Source organism: Halalkalibacter oceani (assembly GCF_040544555.1).
Taxonomy (GTDB): Bacteria; Bacillota; Bacilli; order Bacillales; family Bacillaceae_D; genus Halalkalibacter; species Halalkalibacter oceani.
This window is the reverse complement of sequence record NZ_JBEPKD010000001.1, coordinates 647,861-670,953: the sequence shown is the minus strand read 5'-3', so window position 1 is coordinate 670,953 and position 23,093 is coordinate 647,861. Positions and strand designations below refer to the sequence as shown.

The window sequence follows — 23,093 nt, the reverse complement described above, 5'->3', positions numbered from 1 at the left end:
GTTTACAATCAAAGGGTCATAAGAGAGGGGATTGTAAAGAATGGAAAAAGAAGCTGCTGCAAGCCGAATGAGCAGGGGAATGTTTATTGTGATGTTAGGGGCGTTATCAGCATTTGGTCCATTAACGATCGATATGTATTTGCCTGCCTTTCCGGCAATGGCTGAACATCTCCAAACGCCGGCCTCAACGATTCAACTTAGCTTAACGGCATGTTTGCTTGGGCTGGCGGTTGGCCAGATGGTTGTCGGACCGCTAAGCGATATTCATGGGCGCCGCAAACCATTGATCATCGCTTTAACTGTGTACGCTGTCGCTTCACTTTTATGTGCGTTTGCGCCGTCAATCTGGCTGCTCGTGCTGCTGCGCTTTGTGCAAGGTGCTGCCGGGGCGGCGGGAATGGTCATTTCCCGGGCGTGTGTCCGTGATCGCTATTCTGGTTCAGAGATGACGAAGATATTTTCGCTGCTTGTCCTCATTATGGGAGTCGCGCCGATTTTTGCGCCGGTTTTAGGCGGTTTTTTGCTGCAATATGTTTCGTGGCGCGGAATATTCGTCGCTCTTAGTGTTCTGGGGGCTGTGATGCTTCTTCTTATTACATGGCGTTTACCTGAAACGTTAGGTGAAGAGAGCCGTTCAACTGGCGGGATCGGCGAAACGCTGGCGGTATTTAAACGATTGCTGAAGGACCGCTTGTTTATGAGCTATGCTCTGATTGTCGGACTTGCGTCTGGCGGGATGTTCGCCTACATTTCAGGATCACCATTTGTACTTCAGGATCTTTTTCAGGTGTCACCGCAAATGTACAGCATCATTTTCGGGGTGAATGCACTCGGATTGATTATTGCTTCACAAGTAACGGGCCGCTTCGCCGACCGGGTTCCGGAGATTCGATTTCTATTCATCGGTCTATTGCTCCTAGTTAGCGGAGGGGTGATCCTCTCGGTTGTCGTGTTTATGGAGGCCGGCTTACTCGCGCTTTTAGTCGCGCTATTTCTCACGGTTTCCAGCATCGGCTTCATTAACCCGAGCGGAGTCTCTCTGGCGATGAAGAGCCAAGGGAGTCATGCCGGAAGTGCTTCAGCTTTACTCGGGCTTGTGCAATTCAGCATTGGCGGGGCGATGGCTCCGTTAGTTGGAATTGCCGGAGCTACGGCATTGCCGATGGGATTGATTATTTTGCTGTGCAGTGCGGCGGCCTTGTTCGTGTATCAATTTGGCTTGCGAAAGACGATCGCGGCAAAAACACTTCAAACAAAAAAGGTTATGTGAGGAATCGATGAAAAAAACAAATGCGATGAGACTGTTGGATAAAGAGCGGGTTGATTATCAAATGATCAGCTATGAAACGAATGACGGAAAAATCGACGGCGTCTCCGTTGCGGCCAAAATCGGCAAGGACGCAGAGACAGTTTACAAAACGCTCGTCGCACAGGGAGCGAAAAACGCTTATTATGTTTTTCTAATTCCGGTGGCGCAGGAGCTCGATTTGAAAAAGGCGGCAAAAGCCTGTCAGGAAAAAAAGGTGGAAATGCTTGCGGTCAAGGATTTACTTGGCGTTACCGGCTATGTCCGTGGCGGCTGTTCGCCGATTGCGATGAAAAAGCGCTTCCCGACTTTTATTGACAGCAACGCACAGAGGCTGCCGTCCTTGATTGTCAGTGCCGGAAGGATCGGTCTCCAGCTTGAGCTGCAAACGAACGATTTACAGCAGCTGACCGTGGCGGCTTTTATCGAGCTGACGAAGTGAACTTGCAGATAGCCAAGCTTTGCCCGCAACTGTTCGATATTGCTTAGGACTTGTCCGTGGAAAGGTGAAAGATCAACCTTCCGCGGCAAGTCCTTTTATCGTTGTATTGTTACGTCTGAACTGTGTTGGCGTTTCCCTTGTCATCTCCTTGAACATCATCGTAAAGTAGTTCGGGTTATCATAGCCGACGAGTCTGGCAATCTCGTAAATGCGTAAATCGGTCGTGAGAAGCAGCCGCTTTGCTTCACCGATCCGGCAGCGAAGCAAATAATGCATCGGGGAATAGCCGATATCTTTTTTGAAAATATGGCAGACATAGCTCGGACTGATAAAAAAATGATCGGCGATCTGTTGCAGCGTAATATTTTCCATATAATTTTCTTCAATATACGTTTTCATCCGCAAGCTTAACGATGGCGCGCGACCGGTGTGTACCGGCTCTTTTTGCACGGCTGTGATCCGCTGAATGATCGTCAAAATGATGAGTGTCAACTGCTGGCAGACGGCGGCAAAGCCGGGCTGCTTGTCCTGATTTTCCTGAAATATTTTCTTCATACATGCCTCGATATAAGGTGAGCATTCGTTTCTTTTCAAAACAGGCTCAACCGTTGCGGGGATGATATCTCCTTCTGCCAAACCGGAAATCGCCACGTTGCCAATTCCGAGAAAGTAGAGCTTGACCGGAGCGTCCGGCTTGGAAAATTCCTCATGGATCACGCCTTTGTTATAAATGAGAATGTCTCCTTTTCCCCCTTTATAGGTCTGATTGTTAATCTTAAATATTCCTTCTCCCCCGGCAATATAGATCACTTCACTTAGGTCATTATGTTTATGGCTCGGAAAATACCAGTTTGGCTGATTCTCTAACAGGCCGACGTAGCATAGACCGGGTGTTTTTTCAAACGAAAATTCGTCTCCGGCAGACCGGGTAGCATCGAAAGAAAGCTGAACCATGTTGATCCTCCTTTTCCTGCATGTTGTCCTGCTCTTATTCTATGAGGATTTTCACAGAAAATTAGTAAGAAAGCTGAGAAGATGACCAATATGTGCATGATATTGTACGACTATCCAAGCGATTGCCCGTATATAATACAATAACTTTCTTCAAATGGAAGAAAGAGACAAAGCAAGAAGAGTCAGATTGACAAGGGGTCAAAGAGAGTACGAGAGACAAAAGGAGGAAGAAAAATGAGAAAATGGCAATTATGTCTTGGAATGATGATCATTTTTTGCTGTGTACTGGCGGCGTGCTCACAGGATACAGGCTCAGAGGCAGTAGGCGGCACGGATAATGGCGAGGCTAATAATGAAAGCGATAACATTGTCATTGGTACATCTGTTCCTTCATTAGAATTTACCTTTTTTGTTGCTGCGCAAAAGTCATGGGAAACGACAGCTGAAGAGTTAGGAGTAGAAGCGTTATTTTTCAACGCTGAGGATAATCAATCGAAACAAAATCAGGATATTGAAGACATGGTGACCAGAGGAGTCGATGCGCTCGTTATTATTCCGATCACGACAGAAGGCGTGATTCCGGCGATCCGCCATGCAAATGAGCAGGGCATTCCTGTTTTTACAGTCGACCGCTCGGTTGAGGGAGACAGCGTCGATATTGTCGCCCATATCGGCACGAACCATGTTGAAATGGGGGAAAGTGCGGCGAAGAAGTTTCTTGAAGGGCTCGAAGAAAAGCATCCGGACGCCGAAACGTGGAAGGTTGCTGAGCTGGAAGGAACGCCGGGCTCATCAGCGGCAATCGAACGGGGAAGAGGGATTCACAATGTGCTGGAAGCGGATGAACGGGTTGAAATCGTCACAAGCCTCACCGGCGAATTTTCCTCAACGGTGGCACTCGGGGTCGCGGAGGATATTTTAACGGCGAATTCCGAGCTCCATGGCTTCATTTCTCATAACGACATGATGATCGAAGGCGCACTCCAGGCGGCAAATGCGGCCGGTCGGGCGGAAGACCTTGTTCTGTTCGGGATGGATGGTCAGGTTTCGACGGTGGAAAAGATTATCACGGGCGAAATTTACGGAACGTCGCTGCAGCTGCCGAGCATGCTTGGTGACGGAATGAAGGCGGCGCTTGCTCATTTAAACGGGGAAGAAGTCGAGGAGAATGTGTGGGTGCCGACAGAGCTTATTTATCAAGAAAATGCGGAAGAAATGCTTGAAACGAAAGCGTGGTAACGGATAGCGGCGAGTGAAGCAAATGTCGCTCGCCGCTTTTTCAAAAGATAGAAACGCAAGGAGGGAAGGATGATGATGACTTCCGCTGAAATCCCGATTTTGACTGCGAAAAACATAGGCAAGCAGTTCGGCGGCATTCCGGTTTTGCGCGATATTTCGATCACATTCCGCAAAGGCGAAGTCCATACGCTGCTCGGGGCGAACGGAGCCGGGAAAAGCACCTTAATCAAAATTATCGACGGCATTCATACCGATTATGATGGAGAGCTTTATCTTCATGGCGAGCTGGTGAAGCCGGGTAATACCGAAGAGGCGAGAAAGCTTGGAATCGGTATGGTTCATCAGGAGCTGAGCCTCGTTCCGGAGCTGAGTGTGGCGGAAAATATTTATCTCGGACGTCTGCCGCGTAATAAAGCGGGCTTCGTTAATCGAAAGAAGCTGATTCGTGACAGCAGACAGATTTTAGCGGAGCTTGAAATGACGGTGTCTCCGCACCAGCTTGTTGGTCAGTTGAGTATTGCCGACCAGCAAATGATTGAAATTGCGAAAGTGCTGAGCCAGAATGCTGAGATGATTTTACTTGATGAGCCGACCTCGGCGCTCAGTGAAAGTGAGGTTCAGCGGCTGTTTGCGACGATTCGCAAGCTGAAACAGCAGGAGAAGGCGATCATTTTTATCACACATAAATTTGAAGAGATCTTTGCGATTTCTGACCGGCTGACTGTGTTGCGTGACGGTGAGCTGATTGACACGATGAGCGTAAATGGAAAGAAGGACGAATTGGAAAAGGTTTTCATTTCCTTGATGACGGGGACGAATCAGGATGAGCTGACCGAGCTTTATCCGCCAAAGGCGGACTCGTTTGGCGAGGTGCTGCTTGAGGTCGAACATTTCAGCTCGGCCGGTCGCTTCGCGAATATTTCTTTGCAAATTAGAAGTGGTGAAATTGTCGGCCTGGCCGGGTTGAAGGGCGCAGGCAGGACGGAGCTGGCACGGGCGATTTTTGGCGCCGACCCAAAGGATGGCGGCCGGCTGCTGCTCGGCGGGAAGGAAATTGAAGTTAAAAGTCCGGCCCAGGCGATCAAGCACGGCATCGGACTGATCACAGAGGATCGCAAAAAGGAAGGCTTTGTTGGCACGCTCGGCGTCAAGGAAAACATTAACCTGACGACGGTGAAGGATACGGTCAGAAGAGGGCTGATCAGTGACAAGCTTGAGCGTCTAAAGGCGCGGACATATATTGAGATGCTCAATGTGAAAACCCCGTCTGAGGATGCGCTCATTCTTCATTTGAGCGGTGGCAATCAGCAAAAGGTCGTGCTGGCAAAGTGGCTAGCGGCAAAGGGACGCGTGCTGATCTTTGATGAGCCGACGAGGGGCGTAGACGTCAATGCCAAGTCGGAAATTTACCGGATCATGAAGGCGATGGCCGACCAAGGAGCGGCGATTTTGTTTATTTCTTCAGAATTTCCGGAGTTGATCGGTCTGTCCAATCGCTGTCTTGTGATGCACGAAGGACGAATTGTCAAGGAGCTTAGGGAAGGCGAGGTAACGAAAGAGAAAATTATGAGCAGTATTTTTGAAAATCAAGAGGAGTGATTCCGATGACGCAACAAAACAGTCCGCTCGAGCCGCAAACAGGGTCTGTGCTCGATGAAGAAAGTGGAAAAGCCCAATGGAAAGCTAAGCTGAGGAATGTCAATTACGCCGTCGTCGGGCCGATCGTCGGCTTGATTTTGGCGATTATCGTCTTTTCGATTTTATCGCCTCACTTTTTAACGTACGGCAACATCATTAATATATTGCGTCAGGTTTCAATCATCGGTGTCATGGCGGTGGGCGTCACCTTCGTTATTATTTCGGCCGAGATCGATTTAAGTATTGCCCACATTATGACGTTATGTGGCCTGTTGGCCGGGGCGCTGGCAACGGGAGGGTATGACATCGGCTTTCAGCTTCCGGTCTGGCTCGCCTTTATCGTGACGATTCTCGCCGGCGCGGGGATTGGCGCGATTGCCGGTTTTTTCAACGCGAAGCTGATGGTTCCGTCTTTTATGGCGACATTGGCGATGATGTATATCGCCGAAGGGGCTTATTTATTCTTATCGGGGGCACAGCCGTTATACGGCATTCCCGACAGCCTGCAATGGTTCGGCTCAGGCACGTTGTTCGGCATTCCGGTGATCATCCTCGTCTTCGCGTTCGTCTTTATGATTAGCCACATCATTTTAAGCAAAACCGTATTTGGGCGAAATTTATACGCGATTGGCGGCAATAAGGAAGCGGCGAAAATGTCCGGCATTCATGTGGCGAAGCATAAGATCATTGTGCTGATGATCAGCGGCGGCTGCGCGGCTCTCGCCGGGATCATGATGCTCGGCCGTGTCGGCAGCGCGCAAGTCACCGCAGGTGTTGGACTGATGCTGCCGCCGATTGCCGCTGTCATTCTTGGGGGCACCGCGCTGTTTGGCGGGTCCGGCAGTATGTGGCGGACATTGGTCGGCGTGTTTCTGATGGGTGTACTCGTCAATGGGCTGAATTTGCTTGGAATCGGCTCGGACGGACAAAATCTGGCGATCGGACTCGTGCTGCTCATCGCCGTTGCGGCGAATGTGATGAGTTCGATCAAACGTTAAAAAAATGGAGGCTTGGATGACAATGAAAATTGGTTTTATCGGAGCAGGAGCGATCTCTGAAGTGCATTACCAGGCGTTGCAGCAAATTGAAGCAGCTGAGGTAGTCGGATTTTACGAACCGAACGGGCAATTGGCGGTAAAGCGCGCGCAGGAATGGGGAGCGGTCTCTTATCCAACTTTGACTGAATTGCTGGCGCAAAAGGAGATCGAGCTGATTTATGTGCTTTCGCCGGTCGAGCTCCATGTCGAACATGCGACAAGGGCGCTTGAGTCCGGAAAGCATGTTCTTGTCGAAAAGCCAGTTGCGATGAATGTTGCCGAGATCGAAAAATTGGAGCAAGCGGCAAAGAAAGCCGGCAAGGTGTGCTTTCCCGCTCATAATTATATTTATTATCCGGAAATCATTCGTTTCCGCCGACATATTGAAGAAGGAGTGTTCGGCCAAATTTGCAGCGTCTGGATGACGTTTAATCTCTTTCACAGCGAGGAGCTGGCGTCCCATTATCCAGGGGTCAACCGCCAGATCATGACCCATCATCTTTATACGACGCTCTATCTTCTCGGTCTGCCGAAAACGATTGGCTGTCATACGACGAAATTGCATTATGACGAGCTGGATCAGGAGGATCAGTCGATTATCATTCTTGGAATGGAAAACGGGGCGCAGGTTGTGCTCTTTTCCAGCTTTGCCTGCGATGACAAAACGACGAATCCATGGACGTATATGGTGAAAATTCTCGGCTCCAACGGCGGAGCGGTTCATAATTGGCAGGATGTCGTCTATGAGCGGTCTCTCGGAACTTTGAGTAAAGCTTACCCGCGCTACGAGGATTTATTCTATTTTGAGGCGAAGTATGTTATAGAGGAATGTATTGCTGCCGGAAAGCCGCCGCTTTCTACGTTGGCGGATGCGAAAGCGGTGCAGGAGCTGGTTGAGCTTGCCGAGCAGCATCAAGGAACGTCATTTGTTTCTTATCAGGTTACTCAAAAGGAGCGTGACGGCAGCAGATGAAAACGATGAAGGCAATGCAGCTGACCGGGGCGCGATCACTACGCTATCAGGAAGTTGAGCGGCCGGTCTGCAAAGAGAATGACGTCATCGTCAAAGTACATTGTGTCGGCGTTTGTGCGACGGATTTAGAGATTTACCAGGGAGAAATGATCTATTTTCTTAACGGCCAGGCGACATACCCGATTATTCCAGGTCATGAGTGGTCGGGTGAAGTGGTTGACATCGGCCGCGACGTTACACGGGTCAAGATTGGCGACCGCGTCGTTGGGGAAACGACGATTTCCTGCGGAACGTGCCGCACATGCCTTGCTGGCAGCTATAATCTCTGTCCGAACCGGGTCGAGAATGGGGTGCTCGGAAAAGATGGTGCCTGCGCAGAATATATGGTTTACCCGGCACATGCGCTCCACGTGTTCGATCCGTCAATTTCCTATGAGCAAGCCTGCCTGCTTGAACCGGCGGCGGTTTCCTTGCGCGGTATCAAACGACTGGAGGTTACGCCTGAGGACAGCGTAGCGATCATCGGAGCAGGACCGGTCGGACTGTTGGCTGTTCAAGCAGCAAAAGCCTATGGTGCGAAACAGGTCGTCCTGATTGATATGAGAGAGACGCGACTCCGACAAGGGCTTGAGCTTGGTTCTGATGAAATCATTGATCTCTCCCGCGATGATCTCATTGAACGGGCAGCCGCCCTTACCAATGGTGAAATGTTCAGTCGGATTATCGAAGCGAGCGGGAGTCCGGCAGCAGTCGAAAGCATAACGCAAATCGCCGCGGCCGGTGGCCGCATCGTCCTGCTCGGCTTATGCGGAGGGAAACGGGCGAAGATTGATCTCGATACGATTGTCACAAGTGATCTCGACATTTGCGGTTCCTTAGGAAGCCCAGGAGTTTGGCAGAGTGTCGTCGAATTACTTGAAACGAAGAAGCTGGACACAGCGAGTCTCGTGACGCACCGCTTTTCGCTTCATGAATTAGAACAGGCTTTTTCCTTAATGGAGCGCAAGGATCCGGAGATTATTAAAATTGTCATCCACGTTTGCTGAAAAAAGAACTAAAGGAGGAAGAAAAAAATGAAGGCGACGCTACGAATTGATGCCAAATCACTGCTTGGAGAGGGCCCATGCTGGGACGGCAAATCTCAGCGTTTTTACTGGGTCGATATACTGGGGAAAACTGTTCATTGCTTTCAGCCGGAGACGGAGACAACTGAAGTGACTGAGGTTGGGGATCTTGTCGGAGCGGTTGTTGTCAGGGAACAGGGTGGCCTGCTCGTCGCCACTCAAACCGGCTTTTATACGCTTGATGAAGCGACCGGTGAAGCTGAGCTGATCAGCAATCCGGAACCTGAATTGGCTGACAACCGCTTCAATGATGGAAAATGTGATCCGGCGGGCCGTTTTTGGGCGGGGACGATGGACATTGATGAGCAGAAGCCGAGCGGCTCTCTCTATGTTCTTCATCCGGACCGGACAGTCGAGCAAAAGCTGAGCGATATTACGATTTCAAACGGGCTGGCCTGGTCAAGCGATCGTAAAACGATGTATTATATTGATTCTCCGACGAAGCAGGTCAACGCTTTTGATTACGAGCTGGCAACAGGAGAAATCACGAACAAGCGCGTTGTTGTCACCATTCCGGAAGGTGAGGGGATTCCGGACGGGATGACAATCGACCAGGATGACATGCTTTGGGTGGCGCAATGGGGCGGCTATAAGGTGTCACGCTGGAACCCGCGAACAGGGGAGAGAATTGGTGAAGTTGCTGTCCCGGCGAAGCAAGTGACATCCTGCTGCTTTGGCGGTGAACAGCTTGACGAATTGTTTATTACGACGGCGAGAAGAGGGCTTAGTGAAGAAGAATTACAGCGCTACCCGCATTCAGGTGGGGTCTTCCACATTAAACCGGGAGTGAAAGGAACGCCGTCTTATTCATTTAAAGGATAGGACGAATAAAGAGGAGAGGCAGTTTGCGAGCTGTCTGTCCTTTTGTCCATTTTACTATTTTCCTCACAGCAGAAACGAATGAGGTGGGAACAGAACAATGGTAACTGATTTACTTTTTGTTTATGGAACATTACGCTCTGGAGGGGAAAATGATCATTATTTGGAGCGGGCCGTCTGTGTCGAGCGGAGCTGCTGGACAGCCGGTGAGCTCCATGATACGGGCGATGGCTACCCAGCACTGAAGCGGCATCCGAAGAAACGCGTAGTCGGTGAGCTGTATGTCGTGGATGCGGAGATATTAGCAAAAATTGACGAGCTTGAGGATTATGTCGTAAATGGCGACAATAATTTATACGAGCGGATTCGCCAAACGGTATTTGGTAAACGCCAGCATCAGGCCTACGTCTATATAGCGGGAAAACCATTACAGAATCTCGATGCTGAAATAAGCAGTGGCGATTGGTTCACTTTTTCCGGGCAGGATAGCGGTAAGGAAGAGGGGGCATAAGGAGGTCGTTCCGCCTTGATGCCCCGCATCGATTAGCTGATTTTTAAAATCGGCTTGATTGTTTTTCCTGTTTTTGAATCCTCAAATGCCTGGTTAATTTGATCAAATTCATAAAACTGGACGAGCTTGTCGAAAGGAAATAATCCTTTTTTATAATACTCAACCAATTCAGGGATAAACAATTGTGGCACCGCGTCTCCTTCGATGACGCCCATAATCGTTTTTCCTTCCGCCATAATATCGTTGTGAACGTCAAATTCGATCGCTGGCGTCACGCCGACAATCGCCACCGCTCCTAGCGGACGAAGCGCGTGAACAGATTGTTTCACCACAGGAGGAACACCCGTCGTCTCGATCGCGTAGTGAGTTCCACTTCCGGTAATGGCTTTAATTTCTTTTACGACATCGCTTTTTTGGCCATTTAAGACATGGGTGGCACCGAGTTCCTTAGCCAGCTCAAGCCGGTTATCGTGAATATCGACGGCAATGATGTGCTTGCAGCCGGCGATTTTAGCGGCCATTACAGCACTTAAGCCGACCGCTCCAGCCCCATAAATGGCGATGGAAGAACCAAAAGCGGGCTTAAGCTTATTCAGGACCGTTCCGCTACCCGTTTGAATCCCGCATCCTAATGGTCCAAGCAGAGCAAGATCAACGTCTTTGTCAACCTTAACGACATTCCGCTGGTTCGCCACGGCGTAAGTACCGAAGGAAGATTGTCCGAAGAAAGTCGACACAGGCTGGTCATGCTGATGAAGACGGTGAGTACCGTCACTCATTTCACCGCCAAAATTCAAATCGTTAAAATTCTCACATGTGGAGGAATGACCGCTCAAGCAGTTTTCACAGCTTCCGCAATACGCATAGGAAAGAACAACATGATCCCCTGGTGCTATATTCTGGACGCCTTCACCGACCTTCTCGACGATCCCGGCTCCTTCGTGCCCGAACACGGCTGGAAACGGTGAAAGCCCTATATCGCGAGCGACCGCATCAGTGTGGCAAACGCCAGAGGCCACAATTTTAATTAGTACTTCATCAAGGCGAGGTTCGTGCAGCTCCACCTCTTCAATTTTAAAATCCTGTCCTTGCTCATGAGTTACAGCAGCTTTGATTTTCATTTTTTCGCACTCCCTAAGTTGAAATTGAGCAAAAATAGCCAGTGTTTTTGGCCTAGTCTCATCACAAAATATAGCAAATTTTGTTTGCATTGACTAGAAAATTGCTTGGCTCCTTAGCAGTAGTATGCGTGGGAAGGAGGGGCGCATACGCAGAAAGGAAAGAGTGGTTTTTCTTTGAAATATTCGCTCAATTTGCTATAGTGAATGTAATCAAGCAAAGGAGGTTTCATATGGCTAAAACGCACTTCTTTCCAAACGATGTTGTTCATTTTACTTGGGACAAGCAGCATCAGCCTGTTTTAACGATTGACAGCGGGGACACGGTCATATTTGAAACACGGGAAGTAACCGATAATCAATTTTCGCTTGAATCGACGACTGAGGCGATTGCCAGTCTTGACTGGAATCGTGTATACCCGCTTGCCGGCCCTGTCTACATCAATGAAGCAGAGCCTGGTGATACGCTGGCGATTGAGATTCTTGATTTAAAGCCGAAGGGCTGGGGCTGGACAGCTGTTTTACCGGGACTTGGACTTCTACCGGACGATTTTCCCGATGCTTATTTACGCACATTTGATTTAGCGGATGGCGCGTACATTCATTTCAGAGAAGATATTAAAGTGCCGATTGAACCGTTTCTCGGGACGATGGGTGTCTGTCCGAAAGACGCAGACGGAAGTCCGGTTATGCCGCCCGGAACGTTTGGCGGCAATATGGATACAAGACAGCTGACGATCGGGACCACGTTGTATTTGCCGATTCAGGAAAAAGGCGCGCTGTTCAGCTGCGGAGACGGGCATGCGGCGCAGGGGGATGGGGAGGTTTGTGTATCGGCGCTGGAATGCCCGATGTATTCAAGCCTGAAATTCACCGTGCTAAAAGGGAAGTCGATTCCTTCCCCGCAATTTCAGACGAACGGCCCGCTCACCCCTAAAGTGAATGACAAAGGCTTTTATGGCACAACAGGTGTCGGCCCTGATCTAATGACAGCCGCTCAGGACGCGATTCGTTCAATGGTCGATTATCTGGCAGAAACGTACAAGCTTCCGAAAGTGGACGCCTACCTTTTATCAAGCCTTTGCGTCGACCTGAAAATCTCAGAAATTGTCGATGCAGGTCAATATGTCGTCAGTGCACTATTACCATTAGCCATTTTTACCGAACCTTCTTGAGATAAAAAAAAGCTGCCTCAGCGTGGAGGCGGCTTTTTTGGTGGTGAAGGAGGACGTTTTAACAAATAGCGCGGCTACTTCATTTTCTTGAGTACTGCTTCATTCCATCGACTTTTTTTGTGATTACTCAAACGTCAAATCAATTTGCACGATTTCCGAACGGCTGCCGATTCGAAGGGGCGGCCCCCAAAAGCCGAAGCCGGATGAGACAATCGTCTGGAGGGTATTTCTCCGGTGGTATCCCCAATCAATCTCAAAGAGCCTTTTTGTGAACAGGTGGTTAGGGGCAAGCTGACCACGATGGGTATGACCGGAAAGCAGTAGGTCGACACCTGCTTTTTCGGCTTTTTCCAATTCATATGGCTGATGGTCGAGCATTAGCACAGGCTTTGCCTTGTCGAGTGATTGGGCCAGCTCCGCTACAGAAGCCCGCGTGTAATCGGTTCGATCTTTGCGGCCTATCAGGTAAAAGCTGCCGTCAACCTCCACTGTTTCATCGAGCAGGACGGTTACGCCGCTTTCTGCCATTTCTTCGATAAACTCCGGGATTTTTTTACCGTAGTATTCATGATTGCCTAATACGGCATAAACGCCGAGAGGGGCTTTGAGCCGGCTCATTTCCTCGCCCATTTTTTTCTTTTTGAAAACATCGGGATCGTCATCAACGATGTCGCCCGGTAATAAAATAAGGTCTGGTTTGATCTTATTAATGAAAGCGGCGAGCCGCCGGGCGTGAGCTTTTCCTGATAATGTTCCAAAATGCATATCAGAAGCGACCGCGATCCGAAGGTTTTTGTGATTGTCCGCTTTTTTGGCGATGTGTAGCTGATAGGGGCGGATCACAGGGCTGTATGCCTGAGAGGAGCCATAGGCGATAATCGTGGCCACGGCTATAATGACAATCAACCCAATCCAAAAGAGCAGCATCTGTTGATCAACCGGAAACAAGGAAAGAATCGCATAAGCGAGATTGGCCAGAGGGATGAGCAAAAGCGCATATTGAAAAATACCAAGCCAGTACGCGCCGATGATTCTAAAAAGAGAAAGCGAGCTTATCCGGCTAATAAAATAAGAGTATGCGGCGAGGGTGACGGCCGCTGTGTAAACGAGACCGTTTTCAAGCTGAAAAACGGATTGCAGCCAAATCCAGCCGTTCCAGCCGATATAAATGACTAAGCCACTATAGACAAGTAAAAACAATAATAGCGATACAAGCACCCTTCGTTTCATTCAATCTCCGTCTCCATTCCTGTCTTTATCTTTCTATTCGACATCGTATCATGAATAATAGTGAAATTCTATTTCTATCACCTGAACAATGTTTTGCCAGATAGCTAGACAGGACTGAATTAAATAAGAAAATCGAAAGGACGTTTTATGAAGATGAAATTGAAGAAGCAGCGTCGGGTGAATTCGGTTGAAGAAACGTATGGCAGAAGAAAAAAAACGAAGAGGCTTTGAGAGTCGGGCATGTTACTTTGAAAAAAATTAATTCGTTGCTATCATTCGTTTCAGTAAGCGGATATCCATTTCATGGTCATTTACTTTTTGGGAAAGATCGTTCAAGGTTCTATCTTGGTTAAGATGAAGGGTAACTTGGGTCGTAATGGCATCGAGCTTATTATTTAATTGATGAATATCGTCTTTGGTAGCCATATTGGCAATATCGTCTTTGGTGGCCATATTGGCAATATCGTCTTTGGTGGCCATATTGGCAATATCGTCTTTGGTGGCCATATTGGCAATATCGTCTTTGGTAGCCATATTGGCAATATCATCCTTGGTAGCCATATTTTGTTCTAGCTTTTGCACCCGCTCGTTTAAGGTTTGTAGTTCTTTTAAAATTAACTCCATGCTTTCCATAGTAGTGCTCCTCTCTATTCTTTTTGTTCTATTATAGCATGTGAGGGGGAGGGTGTTAATACGGGGGTATGTAGTGAAAAAACGGGTTGCTTCAGGAAGCGATGAAAGGTTCATAAGTGAAGAGACGCTTCCGGGCAGCACTAAGTGAGCAGGGAAACCGCTTCCCTGCTCACGTTTGCTATGATGGGCAGACTAGACTCCGCTTTTTTCAGGCGGCTTACTTCTCCTCTTGCTGTTCGTCCTCTTCACTTGTTTCCTGGAGAGGAGATGGTTCCGGATTTTGTTCAGGCTCCGCCTGTTCTGCTGTTGAAGCGGTTTCCTGCATTTGGCCAAAGTGATTGGCTTTGCCTCGTGAAACATAGCTTTCCAGCATCGCTTTTAAATCCATACCGGTGCTTTCCTTCAGGCTTTCCTGGAGGCCGAGCATCGTTCTCGTGACATTGTTTGTAATTTTCGAAGCTCCGCCCGCAGAATCGGCGCCTCCCATATCAATCACTTTCATTTGCTCGATTTTGGAAAGCGGCTGGGCAATTTCGTGGGCGTATTTCGGAAGCATATTGATAAACATTTCAAGAACAGCGGCTTCTCCGTATTTCTCCATCGCCTCAGCCATTTGCCGTTTCGCTTCTGCCTCAGCCGTTCCCCGTTCGCGGATGACGGAAGCTTCGGCAAGTCCTTTTTCGCGTTCAACGGCTGCTTTTGCTTCCCCGTCAATCCGGTATTTCTCTGCCTCTGCTTCTGAGCGAGCTTTAATATCATAAGCATCGGCGTCAGCCTGGGCTTTTCGGCGCTTTTGCTCCTCCAGTTCAAGCTCAACCTGGCGTTGGCGCTCAATATATTGGATTTTCATTTCTTCTTCCTTCACCTGTTGGGCGAGACGTGCTTTCTCGAGCTCGTAGGCCTGTTCTGATTTGGCGCGGGCCCGTTCCGTTTCTTCTTTGATCTGCGCTTCTTTAATATCTTTTTCCTTGCGCGATTCGGCAATTGCACTTAAGCGGATATTTTCTTCATCCTGCGCTTCCTGATCATTTCGCGCACGATACATTCTCGTTTCCTTCTCAGCGTCGGATTCTGCCATTTCCGCTTTTTTGCGAATTTCGGCGATACGTGGACGCCCGAGATTATCTAAATAGCCATTTTCCTCGTCGGCATCCCGTAAATCATCCAAACCGAATGACGTAATTTTGAAGCCCATATTATCCAATTCTTTTTGAGCGATATCTTGGACCTGGTGATTGAAGGATTCGCGGTCATTATTGATTTCCTCGACGGTCAGCTTTGATAAAATCGCCCGCAAGTTGGTGCCGAGTACTTTGGATACTTCTTCTTCAATCTCTGACTGCTTTTTACCAAGAAATTGTTCGGCATAGTTGGCAATTCCAATTAAGGAATCGGAAATTTTGACTGAGGTGACGGCGTCAGCGATTACCGGAACCCCCTGAACTGTGTACACTTTAGGCGTTGTCAATTTAATTTGAAAGGAATTAAGATCGACGGGAGTGCATGTTTGAAAGAACTTGAGGCGAACGCCGCCCCCGCGAATAATTTTTAAGCTTCTTCCGTTTTCATCATTGAAAATCCGCTGATCGTCTTCGGGATTTCCTAAATTAGGACCGGTAATAATTAAGGCTTCATTCGAGCTTGCCGTCCGGTATCTTCTTTTAAAAATAAAGAAGCCGATCGCGCTGCCAATTAATAGTAAGAAAAATAAAACCCCAAGTACGATAAACCAAATAATCGATGTCATCTTTTCACGCTCCTATGTAGTGGTGTAGCAAGATTATTTTCTTGCTCACCTATTTATACGGGCGAAAGGGAAGAATGTTTCAAAATATAGATATTTTTAGAGGATTTCGTCTAAAAGTGGAGAAAAAAGGGACCGGGATCAAAGGTTGTTTTTTTACCTTTTACCCAGTCTCATGGAGTGGGGATCAAATTGAAAATTCCTCAGGGAGGAAAACCGTGACATGGTTGGGGGAGACATAAACCTGTTCGTTTAACGTCAGAAGAAGCTCTTCAAACCGCTCTTTCGATAATTCAATTTGCAGCAGCTCCGTATTGTTTTTCCATTTTAATTCGATGAATACGAGCGGTCCGACGGCATGAATATGATGGACGGTGGCAGGAATCGCGTGCCCGCTTTTTTCGCGCGTAATGTCCATATGATGCGGGCGGGCGTAAGCAACGGCTTCTGTGTCATCGCTGCCGGAGTATGCCGGGGCGGCAATTTGATGCTTGTCGAGATGAATGACCCCTTGCTGGAGCCGTCCTTTAAATACATTGACATTTCCTAAAAAATCATAAACGAAAGGACTTCTCGGCTGCTCATAAACTTCCTCCGGCGTACCGACTTGCTGAAGGTTTCGCAGCCATCGGCGCAAATCCTTTCTTACTTTGGCGTCCAAGGCGACGTATAAGGGGTCGAGTTATCCGGTAAGCGTTGCTGCCAATCTGCCGGAATCAGCTGCCGTGTTTCATGAAGCATGTCGATGTCATAGGCGAGCGCCAGCGTGGCAACATCGGCTTCAAGCCCGTCAACAATCGACCTGGCCTGACTGCCGGAGCCTCCGTGAGATTGCTGGAAGGTGACGGTTTCTCCGGTCTCTTCTTCCCAAAAAGAGGAAAATTCTTTGTTGAAATCCTGATACAGTTCACGCGTCGGGTCATAGGAAATATTCAGCAATTCAATCGGGCCGCCGCGTTCGGAAGGCTCCTCTGCCTGATCAGTAGTAGATGTGTTTCCACCGGAGGCGCTTAATACAAACAGGACGACCGCCGCCGCTGTGATGTGCTTGACGGCTGTTCTTTTTTTCGTCATTCTTCTCACTCCTTCTATTGGCAATAAAAAAAACTTCCCATCTCACCTTACGTGGTGAATGAGAAGTCTTCGGTTGTCCGATAGACTTCAATATTTCTTTGGTTGACTGCTTTTCTTTTGCGGGAAGCGGACTTTTTCGGTAGCATCAATTTGCGTTAATTGACCATCGTGGATCGTAAGCAGAACGGAACCAAATTTAATTCTTTCCAGGGCATTTTTGATTTTTTCCAACTTTTCAGCTTCAAGATAGCTCATGCCGAATACCTCCCTTATTGGAATGGAATGGGTGGACGTTTAACTTTCCTATTGGAAAGACGCAATACCAGTCTGTTTGACGATCTCCTCCTTTTCCTTGATCTTGTTTTCGGTCGACCGATCAACGAGATCATGTTACTTTTTAGATTAATAGTATAGTATGACGATAAGATTTATATGTCAACTTAGTTTTTGTAAAAAACCAATTAAACACACTTGAAAACTTATATTTATGATGGTAAAATATGAATAAGCAATTGAAAACATGTAGTCCGACTAGACCTCTAGAGGCTCTTATCTTCTGAAAAGGAAGGTGAGGGCCTTTCTTTACTTTATGGCCATCATGAAAATTTGAAGGAGGGGGGAATTGATATGTCTTCTATCCTTATCGTCGGCGGAGACCGTTTAGGGGTGATTCCAGAAAAACTAAGGGCGTTCGGATATACAAAGGTCAATCATATTTCCGGCAGGAAAACGAAAATGGTCAAAAAGCAAATTCCATATGAGACAAACTCCATCTTGATTCTAACCGATTATGTAAATCACAATATGCTGTATTCAATAAAGAAGCAGGCCGCAAATCAAAAGATTCCTGTTTATTTTGCAAAACGTTCCTGGGCTTATAGTGAACAGTCATTAAAAGCGTGAAACGGTTGGCAAACGTCAAAACGGCACATGCGAAGATATTTGGCATGAGTGGCAGCATTTCTGTAACATGAAGTTATAATTACGATTAAACAACTAATTTTAGTTTGAGAAAGGGAAGAAAGGATTTTGACCGGAACGGGTAAACTTTAGTCAGGAATACCGATTAGTCGTTCAGGAAGGATCGCTGGACTGGTTCCTGCTTTTATTGGTAAGATCACAGACGAAGATAAAAGATTGTCCGACTGAAGAGGCAATCGATTCAGCTTATTCATTCGAAGTAAAGGAGTGTTACATCATGACAAAGGTTCTGTTGATTTCAGGAAGCCCGACGAGTCAATCAAGATTAAACGGGGTACTTCAATATGCCGGCGACTATTTGCAGTCGGAGGATTTCGAGGTAGAGGTACTGTCTGTTATTGATTTGCCGCCGGAGGACTTAATTTTTGCCAAGTTCCAAAGCGAGGCGATTTTAGCAGCAAATAAAAAGGTAGAGGAAGCAGACGTCATTATTGTTTCCAGTCAGGTTTATAAGGCGTCCTTTACAGGTGTACTGAAAACCTATCTCGATTTGCTGCCGCAAAAAGCTTTCGAAAACAAAATTGTTTTCCCGCTTGTGCTCGGTGGATCAGTCGCCCATTTGCTGACAATCGAATACAGCTTTAAGCCGGTTTTAACCGTGCTTGGCGCTGATGTGGTTCTTTCTGGGGCCTATCTTGTTGACAGTGGGATCAGCTGGGGGCAAGCCGGTAAAGTGGAGTTTGATCAGGCGACGGAAGATCGTCTTGTCCGGGCACTTGACCGTCTCAAACACGAGATTCAACTGCGGCTGGCTGGCGGAAAAGCACTGGAGGGATAAATGAAAAAAAAAGCGGTCGTTGCCGGGAGGAGGTTGGAAGGGAAGCATCTTGACCGACTACAGACGATTATGAAAGAAGCTTTTAAATCAGCGCTCAAAATCGACGAATTAGTCATGAAGACGGCTTTTGTCGAGGAAGAGAAAAGCAGCGCTTTAAAAGAAGCTTCGATTATGGTTGTCATGATTTCAGAGCCGGAAGAGACGTATCGGAGGTGAAGGGGCTGGGGCAAAAGGTTGTTTTTTCACTTTTTCCCAGCCCCTAAGCAATGAGCGGAACCGCCACGATCTTTTAAAGCCCGTTGTGAGTGGGTTCAACGGGCTTGTGGCGAGTGTAGCCATTGCTACTCCATGTTAACTAGTTCTTTCCTTTTCATTGGAAGGAAAGGTGGTTATCCCGCTTGTCATCGGCGGAAGCCTTGCCCAGTTCATTGTGATCGAGCACAGTCTAAGGCCGTTATTTTATTCTCTCAATGTAAAGCATGTGTATGAAGGGCTTTATCTGGTCAAAAAGGAGCTCGATCATCCAGGACTTGATAAGCGCTTTTCAACGTATTTACCGATCGATGCAAATAGCTTTTCAAAGGATTAGTCGCAAGTAAAAAGGTTTGTGCGCAAAGGAAAAAAGGACGTTGCCCACAAACCTAAAGTCTGGCTTGTCCATAAAAGGCTTTTGCCGTTATTTCGTTCTCGTCTTTTCGCGATAAGACTGGGCCAGTACTAGTTTGGCTTCATTGTAGGTCAAGCCGGAACGGGCATTGAGGCGTTTCACTTCCTCGATGTCTGTACCGGCTATCGTTGTTTTTCTGCGCTTTTCCATTGTATACCCTCCTTTTTTCACTAGTATGGCAGGAAGAGCAGAGAATATCCGCTTACATATGGTCATAACAGACGCAGTCAGTAGCATTACGGGCAGGCGAGTGGTATGCTGTTCTTGAAAAGGAGTGGACGAACGTGAAAGTCAGTATTCTTGATCAAGCACCAATGAGGGCGGGGGAAACGGCGAAGGAAGCGTTAGACGATGCGATTAGATTAGCGCAGCATGGTGAAGCGCTTGGCTATACGCGCTATTGGATCGCCGAACACCATGATTTTCCTGGGCTAGCGTGTCCCGCGCCCGAAATCATGTTGAGCGCGATCGGCGCCCATACACGCCGCATTCGTCTTGGCGCCGGCGCGATTCTGCTGCCGCATTACCGACCATATAAAGTGGCTGAAACATTTCATTTGCTTGCGACCTTATACCCTGATCGGATTGATCTCGGCATTGGAAGAGCGCCAGGAGGGGCAGCGGAGGCCGCTATTGCTTTGTCCGGAAATTATTTAGAGCAGGTGCGCAAGCTGCCGGATAAGCTGGAAGAGCTGCTTCATTTTTTGCGGAACACATTCCCGGACGATCATCTTTACAGAAATCTCGACGCTGCCCCTGTCCCGGCGGTTCCGCCCCAGCTTTGGCTGCTTGGAACGAGTGAAAAAAGCGCCCGTCTCGCGGCAGAAATGGGGATGAGCTATGCGTTTGGCCATTTCATGAGTGAGAAGGACGGCAGGGCCTTGCTGGCAACGTACCGCAAGGAGCAAAACCGAATCAATCAGCGGGCGGAAGCACATACGCTGGTGGCGGTCGCTGTTGTCTGTGCCGAAACGACCGCCGCGGCAGAGGAGATGGCCGAAAGCCAGCTGTTGTGGCGCCTTTTGCAGGAAAAAGGCAGGAGTGAAGCCATTCCCTCGCCTTCACAGGTCAGCTGCTACCCCTATTCTGCAGAGGACAGGGCAAGAATAGCGCAGATGAAAGAAAAAATGATTATTGGCAATCCACTTGAGGTAAGAGACAGGCTGTATGGACTGACGGAGCTTTACGAAACTGAGGAAGTGATGATCAATACGATTACTTACAGGCTCGAGGATCGGCTGAAGTCCTATCAGCTAATTGCCGAAGCGTTAAAAATATAGTGGGTGACGTGCCAAAAGGAAGCGGGACCTTTTGGCACGTCTGAAGAAATGCGAAAATTGCCACATCTTCATTGACGAACGACGAGGATGAATTTATAATTAGGAATCATTTCCAATCTATTTTTCGCAAAAATGATAGCGCTTTCTTAGGTTGGGAGTGAGGGAGGTTCATACATAAAAGGAGCTGAAGAAAATGATCACAATTAATCTTGAAAATCAGGTTGCGCTTGTTACGGGAGCAGGGACGGGAATTGGCAAAGCGATTGCCCTGCGTTTAGCGGAAGCGGGAGCAAAGGTTATCGTCAACTATAACAGCAGTAAGGAAGCGGCGGAGGCGGTTGTCGCTGACATCAACGGAAAAGGAGGCACGGCGACCGCCTATCAATGCGATGTAACGGATGAAGCACAGGTAAAGGAGATGATTGCAAAGATTGGCGCTGAATGTGGCGGGATTGATATTTTGATCAATAATGCCGGGTCGCTGATTGAACGCTGTCCGGTAGCCGAGATGTCAACGGAGCTGTGGGAGCGGATCATCAATGTTAATGTGAAGAGCGTTTTCCTTGTCACAAAATACGTGATTCCGCTAATGAAAGAGAAACAGTACGGGCGTATTGTCAATGTATCTTCCGTTGCCGCTCGCAATGGCGGTGGAGGCGGTGCTGTAATGTATGCGACGGCGAAGGGCGCTGTCAGTACATTTACAAAAGGGCTGGCGAAGGAGCTGTGCGATGATGGCATTTTAGTAAACGGCATCGCGCCTGGTGTCATTACAACACCATTCCATGACCGCTTTACAAGTGCCGAAGCGCGTGAGAATTTCAGAAAAGTGATCCCGCTTGGCAGAGAAGGAGACCCGTTGGAGGTCGCCGATGCCGCGCTTTATCTTGTGTCACCATTAAGCTCTTATGTGCTGGGAGAGATGGTTGAAGTGAACGGCGGACAATTAATGGATTAAATCAAATGCTTTTCGTTCAAGCCTGTGATAAAAGGGGGAAATCAACCTTTTTGTCACAGGCTTTTTACACTTTTAAACTGCCAATTAAGTGTGGAATCTCGTTCGTCTTATTAATAAAAATGACCGCGGCATCCGGTTCCGGAGGGGACGCTTTCTCCATAGCATCATAGTAACGGGCACTCGACAAAAAGATGCAAGAAACAGAAGGGTGATTTATGAAAGCGTAATCAAAATGAAATTGACGCTGGAAAACCGTCCATATACAATGAAAGAAAAGAATCGAGGGGATAGCGGTGACATACTTCACGAAAATTGTCGATGTGATCACAGAATATTATCAAGTGCCATTAGCAGAGCCGCTTGGCGATGCGACGCACGGAATTCATACTCATTTCGAGCTTCCGGTCGTCAAAATTAAGCTTGAGGACGGATACGAAGGTGTCGGTTATACATATACAGGTGGCGTTGGCGGACGGGCGATCTGCGCGATGATTGAGCATGATTTACGTCCATTTCTTATCGGTCGGGACGCAAGCTGTGTCGAGAAAATATGGGAAGAAATGAACTGGCATATTCATTACGTTGGCCGGGGCGGAATTGCCTCATTCGCGATTTCCGCAGTTGATATCGCGCTGTGGGACATCCGGGCAAAGTGGGCAGGCATGCCGCTCTATAAGCTGTTGGGGGGACACTCCGACAGCACCAATTGCTACGCCGGGGCGATCGACCTGAATTTCACAAAGGAGCGGCTGTTAGAAAATATAAAAAGCTACTTAAGCCAGGGCTTTACGGCGGTGAAAATAAAATTGGGGCAACCGACATTGGCCGAGGACATCGACAGGGTGGCGGCTGTCCGGGAATTAATCGGACCGGACATTGATTTTATGGTTGATGCGAATATGAAATGGTCCGTTGAGAAAGCGATAAAAGCGACAAAAGAGCTTGCTAAGTATAACCTGCTCTGGCTGGAAGAACCAACGATTCCGGATGATTATGAAGGCTATAAACGAATTTCCCGCGAAGGAGAGCTCGCCATCGCCGCCGGTGAAAATCTTCATACCGTTTATGAGTTTCAGAATATGATCGCGAGAGGGAAGATTGATTTTCCGCAGCCGGATGCGTCGAATATTGGCGGAATTACAGGCTGGTTGAAAGTGGCCAATCTCGCCTATGCTCATAATTTGCCCGTCTGTACCCATGGGATGCAGGAGCTGCATGTCAGCTTAATGGCAGCGATTCCGCACGCTTCCTATATGGAGGTCCACAGCTTCCCGATTGACCAGTATACAACAAGGCCACTCGTGATGAAGGACGGGCGGGCCGTTGCACCTGACATCGCTGGAACAGGGGTGGAATTTAACTGGGAGCTTTTAAAGGATTACCGCCGGACTTTTTAATTGCATCGTTGAAAC

26 protein-coding genes are annotated in these 23,093 nt (G+C 48.2%); 17 read left to right on the top strand and 9 right to left on the bottom strand.

Translation table 11 applies throughout. From position 1 onward, the window contains the following. Positions 1 to 40: 40 nt before the first annotated feature. Together ABMB67_RS03365 and ybaK are read left to right on the top strand one after the other, a co-directional pair. The gene (locus ABMB67_RS03365; protein ID WP_354571102.1) at positions 41 to 1,270 is read left to right on the top strand and encodes a multidrug effflux MFS transporter; all 1,230 of its coding nucleotides are present in this window, start codon (positions 41 to 43) and stop codon (positions 1,268 to 1,270) included. A gap of 7 nt (positions 1,271 to 1,277) precedes the next feature. Next, positions 1,278 to 1,748 carry a Cys-tRNA(Pro) deacylase gene (gene ybaK, locus ABMB67_RS03360; protein ID WP_354571101.1) on the top strand — a complete coding sequence of 157 codons (471 nt, stop codon included), beginning with the start codon at positions 1,278 to 1,280 and terminating at the stop codon, positions 1,746 to 1,748. A 72-nt stretch (positions 1,749 to 1,820) separates the two neighbouring features. Here the strand turns inward: ybaK and ABMB67_RS03355 are convergent, their stop codons facing one another. Next, complete coding sequence (locus tag ABMB67_RS03355; RefSeq protein ID WP_354571100.1) at positions 1,821 to 2,702, bottom strand: AraC family transcriptional regulator; 882 nt, start codon at positions 2,700 to 2,702, stop codon at positions 1,821 to 1,823. 234 nt (positions 2,703 to 2,936) lie between these two features. Here ABMB67_RS03355 and ABMB67_RS03350 point away from each other — a divergent pair, with 234 nt between their 5' ends. The 7 genes from ABMB67_RS03350 (at position 2,937) to ABMB67_RS03320 (ending at position 10,043) form a co-directional block, all read left to right on the top strand. Continuing rightward, positions 2,937 to 3,941 (top strand): substrate-binding domain-containing protein, encoded by a 1,005-nt coding sequence (locus tag ABMB67_RS03350; protein ID WP_354571099.1) that lies wholly within the window; start codon positions 2,937 to 2,939, stop codon positions 3,939 to 3,941. Positions 3,942 to 4,010: 69 nt separating this feature from the next. Then, positions 4,011 to 5,540 (top strand): sugar ABC transporter ATP-binding protein, encoded by a 1,530-nt coding sequence (locus ABMB67_RS03345; RefSeq protein ID WP_354571098.1) that lies wholly within the window; start codon positions 4,011 to 4,013, stop codon positions 5,538 to 5,540. Between the two features lie 5 nt (positions 5,541 to 5,545). Further along, entirely contained in the window at positions 5,546 to 6,577 is a 1,032-nt protein-coding gene (locus ABMB67_RS03340) for an ABC transporter permease (RefSeq protein WP_251222528.1), read from the top strand. 16 nt (positions 6,578 to 6,593) lie between these two features. Next, entirely contained in the window at positions 6,594 to 7,589 is a 996-nt protein-coding gene (locus tag ABMB67_RS03335; protein WP_354571097.1) for a Gfo/Idh/MocA family protein, read from the top strand. Beyond that, positions 7,586 to 8,635 (top strand): zinc-dependent alcohol dehydrogenase, encoded by a 1,050-nt coding sequence (locus ABMB67_RS03330; RefSeq protein ID WP_354571096.1) that lies wholly within the window; start codon positions 7,586 to 7,588, stop codon positions 8,633 to 8,635. Before ABMB67_RS03335 ends, ABMB67_RS03330 begins: the two co-directional genes overlap by 4 nt. A gap of 27 nt (positions 8,636 to 8,662) precedes the next feature. Beyond that, positions 8,663 to 9,535: an SMP-30/gluconolactonase/LRE family protein gene (locus ABMB67_RS03325; protein WP_354571095.1), complete on the top strand. Its 873-nt coding sequence runs from the start codon at positions 8,663 to 8,665 to the stop codon at positions 9,533 to 9,535. Positions 9,536 to 9,632: 97 nt separating this feature from the next. Continuing rightward, entirely contained in the window at positions 9,633 to 10,043 is a 411-nt protein-coding gene (locus ABMB67_RS03320; RefSeq protein ID WP_354571094.1) for a gamma-glutamylcyclotransferase family protein, read from the top strand. Between the two features lie 32 nt (positions 10,044 to 10,075). On the opposite strand, the gene ABMB67_RS03315 is transcribed toward ABMB67_RS03320, so the two are convergent. Further along, positions 10,076 to 11,164 (bottom strand): NAD(P)-dependent alcohol dehydrogenase, encoded by a 1,089-nt coding sequence (locus tag ABMB67_RS03315; protein ID WP_251222523.1) that lies wholly within the window; start codon positions 11,162 to 11,164, stop codon positions 10,076 to 10,078. Between the two features lie 230 nt (positions 11,165 to 11,394). Here ABMB67_RS03315 and ABMB67_RS03310 point away from each other — a divergent pair, with 230 nt between their 5' ends. Beyond that, positions 11,395 to 12,336 (top strand): acetamidase/formamidase family protein, encoded by a 942-nt coding sequence (locus ABMB67_RS03310; protein WP_251222522.1) that lies wholly within the window; start codon positions 11,395 to 11,397, stop codon positions 12,334 to 12,336. A gap of 123 nt (positions 12,337 to 12,459) precedes the next feature. On the opposite strand, the gene ABMB67_RS03305 is transcribed toward ABMB67_RS03310, so the two are convergent. From ABMB67_RS03305 to ABMB67_RS03280, 6 genes are all read right to left on the bottom strand, one after another. After that, the gene (locus ABMB67_RS03305) at positions 12,460 to 13,566 is read right to left on the bottom strand and encodes a metallophosphoesterase (RefSeq protein ID WP_354571093.1); all 1,107 of its coding nucleotides are present in this window, start codon (positions 13,564 to 13,566) and stop codon (positions 12,460 to 12,462) included. 258 nt (positions 13,567 to 13,824) lie between these two features. Continuing rightward, complete coding sequence (locus tag ABMB67_RS03300) at positions 13,825 to 14,199, bottom strand: hypothetical protein (protein WP_354571092.1); 375 nt, start codon at positions 14,197 to 14,199, stop codon at positions 13,825 to 13,827. Between the two features lie 217 nt (positions 14,200 to 14,416). Then, positions 14,417 to 15,946, bottom strand: a complete 1,530-nt coding sequence (locus ABMB67_RS03295) for a flotillin family protein (RefSeq protein WP_251222519.1) — start codon at positions 15,944 to 15,946, stop codon at positions 14,417 to 14,419. A gap of 184 nt (positions 15,947 to 16,130) precedes the next feature. Then, on the bottom strand, positions 16,131 to 16,580 hold the full coding sequence (locus tag ABMB67_RS03290; protein WP_354571091.1) for a TOBE-like domain-containing protein: 450 nt from the start codon (positions 16,578 to 16,580) through the stop codon (positions 16,131 to 16,133). A gap of 8 nt (positions 16,581 to 16,588) precedes the next feature. Beyond that, positions 16,589 to 17,017 carry a hypothetical protein gene (locus ABMB67_RS03285; RefSeq protein WP_390188841.1) on the bottom strand — a complete coding sequence of 143 codons (429 nt, stop codon included), beginning with the start codon at positions 17,015 to 17,017 and terminating at the stop codon, positions 16,589 to 16,591. 87 nt (positions 17,018 to 17,104) lie between these two features. Further along, positions 17,105 to 17,272 (bottom strand): YezD family protein, encoded by a 168-nt coding sequence (locus tag ABMB67_RS03280; RefSeq protein WP_251222517.1) that lies wholly within the window; start codon positions 17,270 to 17,272, stop codon positions 17,105 to 17,107. Positions 17,273 to 17,644: 372 nt separating this feature from the next. On the opposite strand from ABMB67_RS03280, the gene ABMB67_RS03275 reads away from it, so the two are divergent. From ABMB67_RS03275 to ABMB67_RS03260, 4 genes are all read left to right on the top strand, one after another. Further along, a complete protein-coding gene (locus ABMB67_RS03275) occupies positions 17,645 to 17,920 on the top strand; it encodes a DUF2325 domain-containing protein (protein ID WP_354571090.1) in 276 nt (91 codons plus the stop codon). Between the two features lie 295 nt (positions 17,921 to 18,215). Beyond that, entirely contained in the window at positions 18,216 to 18,776 is a 561-nt protein-coding gene (gene ssuE, locus ABMB67_RS03270) for an NADPH-dependent FMN reductase (RefSeq protein ID WP_251222515.1), read from the top strand. Further along, positions 18,777 to 18,992, top strand: coding sequence for a hypothetical protein (locus ABMB67_RS03265; protein WP_354571089.1), 216 nt, complete (start codon positions 18,777 to 18,779; stop codon positions 18,990 to 18,992). A 169-nt stretch (positions 18,993 to 19,161) separates the two neighbouring features. Continuing rightward, a complete protein-coding gene (locus ABMB67_RS03260) occupies positions 19,162 to 19,365 on the top strand; it encodes a hypothetical protein (protein WP_354571088.1) in 204 nt (67 codons plus the stop codon). Positions 19,366 to 19,452: 87 nt separating this feature from the next. Here ABMB67_RS03260 and ABMB67_RS03255 read toward each other — a convergent pair whose 3' ends face one another. After that, a complete protein-coding gene (locus ABMB67_RS03255; RefSeq protein ID WP_251222512.1) occupies positions 19,453 to 19,593 on the bottom strand; it encodes a hypothetical protein in 141 nt (46 codons plus the stop codon). Between the two features lie 134 nt (positions 19,594 to 19,727). On the opposite strand from ABMB67_RS03255, the gene ABMB67_RS03250 reads away from it, so the two are divergent. From ABMB67_RS03250 to ABMB67_RS03240, 3 genes are all read left to right on the top strand, one after another. After that, positions 19,728 to 20,723: an LLM class flavin-dependent oxidoreductase gene (locus ABMB67_RS03250; RefSeq protein WP_354571087.1), complete on the top strand. Its 996-nt coding sequence runs from the start codon at positions 19,728 to 19,730 to the stop codon at positions 20,721 to 20,723. A 193-nt stretch (positions 20,724 to 20,916) separates the two neighbouring features. Continuing rightward, positions 20,917 to 21,681: an SDR family NAD(P)-dependent oxidoreductase gene (locus tag ABMB67_RS03245; protein WP_285890236.1), complete on the top strand. Its 765-nt coding sequence runs from the start codon at positions 20,917 to 20,919 to the stop codon at positions 21,679 to 21,681. 293 nt (positions 21,682 to 21,974) lie between these two features. Further along, positions 21,975 to 23,078: a mandelate racemase/muconate lactonizing enzyme family protein gene (locus ABMB67_RS03240; RefSeq protein ID WP_354571086.1), complete on the top strand. Its 1,104-nt coding sequence runs from the start codon at positions 21,975 to 21,977 to the stop codon at positions 23,076 to 23,078. Positions 23,079 to 23,093 lie beyond the last annotated feature (15 nt).

What these genes read in the sequence shown, in the direction of transcription:
- ABMB67_RS03255 (WP_251222512.1), bottom strand. Translation starts at nt 19,593, where the DNA reads ATGGAAAAGCGCAGAAAAACAACGATAGCCGGTACAGACATCGAGGAA.
- ABMB67_RS03320 (WP_354571094.1), top strand. Translation starts at nt 9,633, where the DNA reads ATGGTAACTGATTTACTTTTTGTTTATGGAACATTACGCTCTGGAGGG.
- ABMB67_RS03325 (WP_354571095.1), top strand. Translation starts at nt 8,663, where the DNA reads ATGAAGGCGACGCTACGAATTGATGCCAAATCACTGCTTGGAGAGGGC.
- ABMB67_RS03245 (WP_285890236.1), top strand. Translation starts at nt 20,917, where the DNA reads ATGATCACAATTAATCTTGAAAATCAGGTTGCGCTTGTTACGGGAGCA.
- ABMB67_RS03345 (WP_354571098.1), top strand. Translation starts at nt 4,011, where the DNA reads ATGATGATGACTTCCGCTGAAATCCCGATTTTGACTGCGAAAAACATA.
- ABMB67_RS03340 (WP_251222528.1), top strand. Translation starts at nt 5,546, where the DNA reads ATGACGCAACAAAACAGTCCGCTCGAGCCGCAAACAGGGTCTGTGCTC.
- ybaK (WP_354571101.1), top strand. Translation starts at nt 1,278, where the DNA reads ATGAAAAAAACAAATGCGATGAGACTGTTGGATAAAGAGCGGGTTGAT.
- ABMB67_RS03300 (WP_354571092.1), bottom strand. Translation starts at nt 14,199, where the DNA reads ATGGAAAGCATGGAGTTAATTTTAAAAGAACTACAAACCTTAAACGAG.
- ssuE (WP_251222515.1), top strand. Translation starts at nt 18,216, where the DNA reads ATGACAAAGGTTCTGTTGATTTCAGGAAGCCCGACGAGTCAATCAAGA.
- ABMB67_RS03355 (WP_354571100.1), bottom strand. Translation starts at nt 2,702, where the DNA reads ATGGTTCAGCTTTCTTTCGATGCTACCCGGTCTGCCGGAGACGAATTT.
- ABMB67_RS03310 (WP_251222522.1), top strand. Translation starts at nt 11,395, where the DNA reads ATGGCTAAAACGCACTTCTTTCCAAACGATGTTGTTCATTTTACTTGG.
- ABMB67_RS03330 (WP_354571096.1), top strand. Translation starts at nt 7,586, where the DNA reads ATGAAAACGATGAAGGCAATGCAGCTGACCGGGGCGCGATCACTACGC.
- ABMB67_RS03335 (WP_354571097.1), top strand. Translation starts at nt 6,594, where the DNA reads ATGACAATGAAAATTGGTTTTATCGGAGCAGGAGCGATCTCTGAAGTG.
- ABMB67_RS03350 (WP_354571099.1), top strand. Translation starts at nt 2,937, where the DNA reads ATGAGAAAATGGCAATTATGTCTTGGAATGATGATCATTTTTTGCTGT.
- ABMB67_RS03365 (WP_354571102.1), top strand. Translation starts at nt 41, where the DNA reads ATGGAAAAAGAAGCTGCTGCAAGCCGAATGAGCAGGGGAATGTTTATT.
- ABMB67_RS03295 (WP_251222519.1), bottom strand. Translation starts at nt 15,946, where the DNA reads ATGACATCGATTATTTGGTTTATCGTACTTGGGGTTTTATTTTTCTTA.
- ABMB67_RS03275 (WP_354571090.1), top strand. Translation starts at nt 17,645, where the DNA reads ATGTCTTCTATCCTTATCGTCGGCGGAGACCGTTTAGGGGTGATTCCA.
- ABMB67_RS03265 (WP_354571089.1), top strand. Translation starts at nt 18,777, where the DNA reads ATGAAAAAAAAAGCGGTCGTTGCCGGGAGGAGGTTGGAAGGGAAGCAT.
- ABMB67_RS03305 (WP_354571093.1), bottom strand. Translation starts at nt 13,566, where the DNA reads ATGAAACGAAGGGTGCTTGTATCGCTATTATTGTTTTTACTTGTCTAT.
- ABMB67_RS03280 (WP_251222517.1), bottom strand. Translation starts at nt 17,272, where the DNA reads ATGAGCTATCTTGAAGCTGAAAAGTTGGAAAAAATCAAAAATGCCCTG.
- ABMB67_RS03315 (WP_251222523.1), bottom strand. Translation starts at nt 11,164, where the DNA reads ATGAAAATCAAAGCTGCTGTAACTCATGAGCAAGGACAGGATTTTAAA.
- ABMB67_RS03285 (WP_390188841.1), bottom strand. Translation starts at nt 17,017, where the DNA reads ATGACGAAAAAAAGAACAGCCGTCAAGCACATCACAGCGGCGGCGGTC.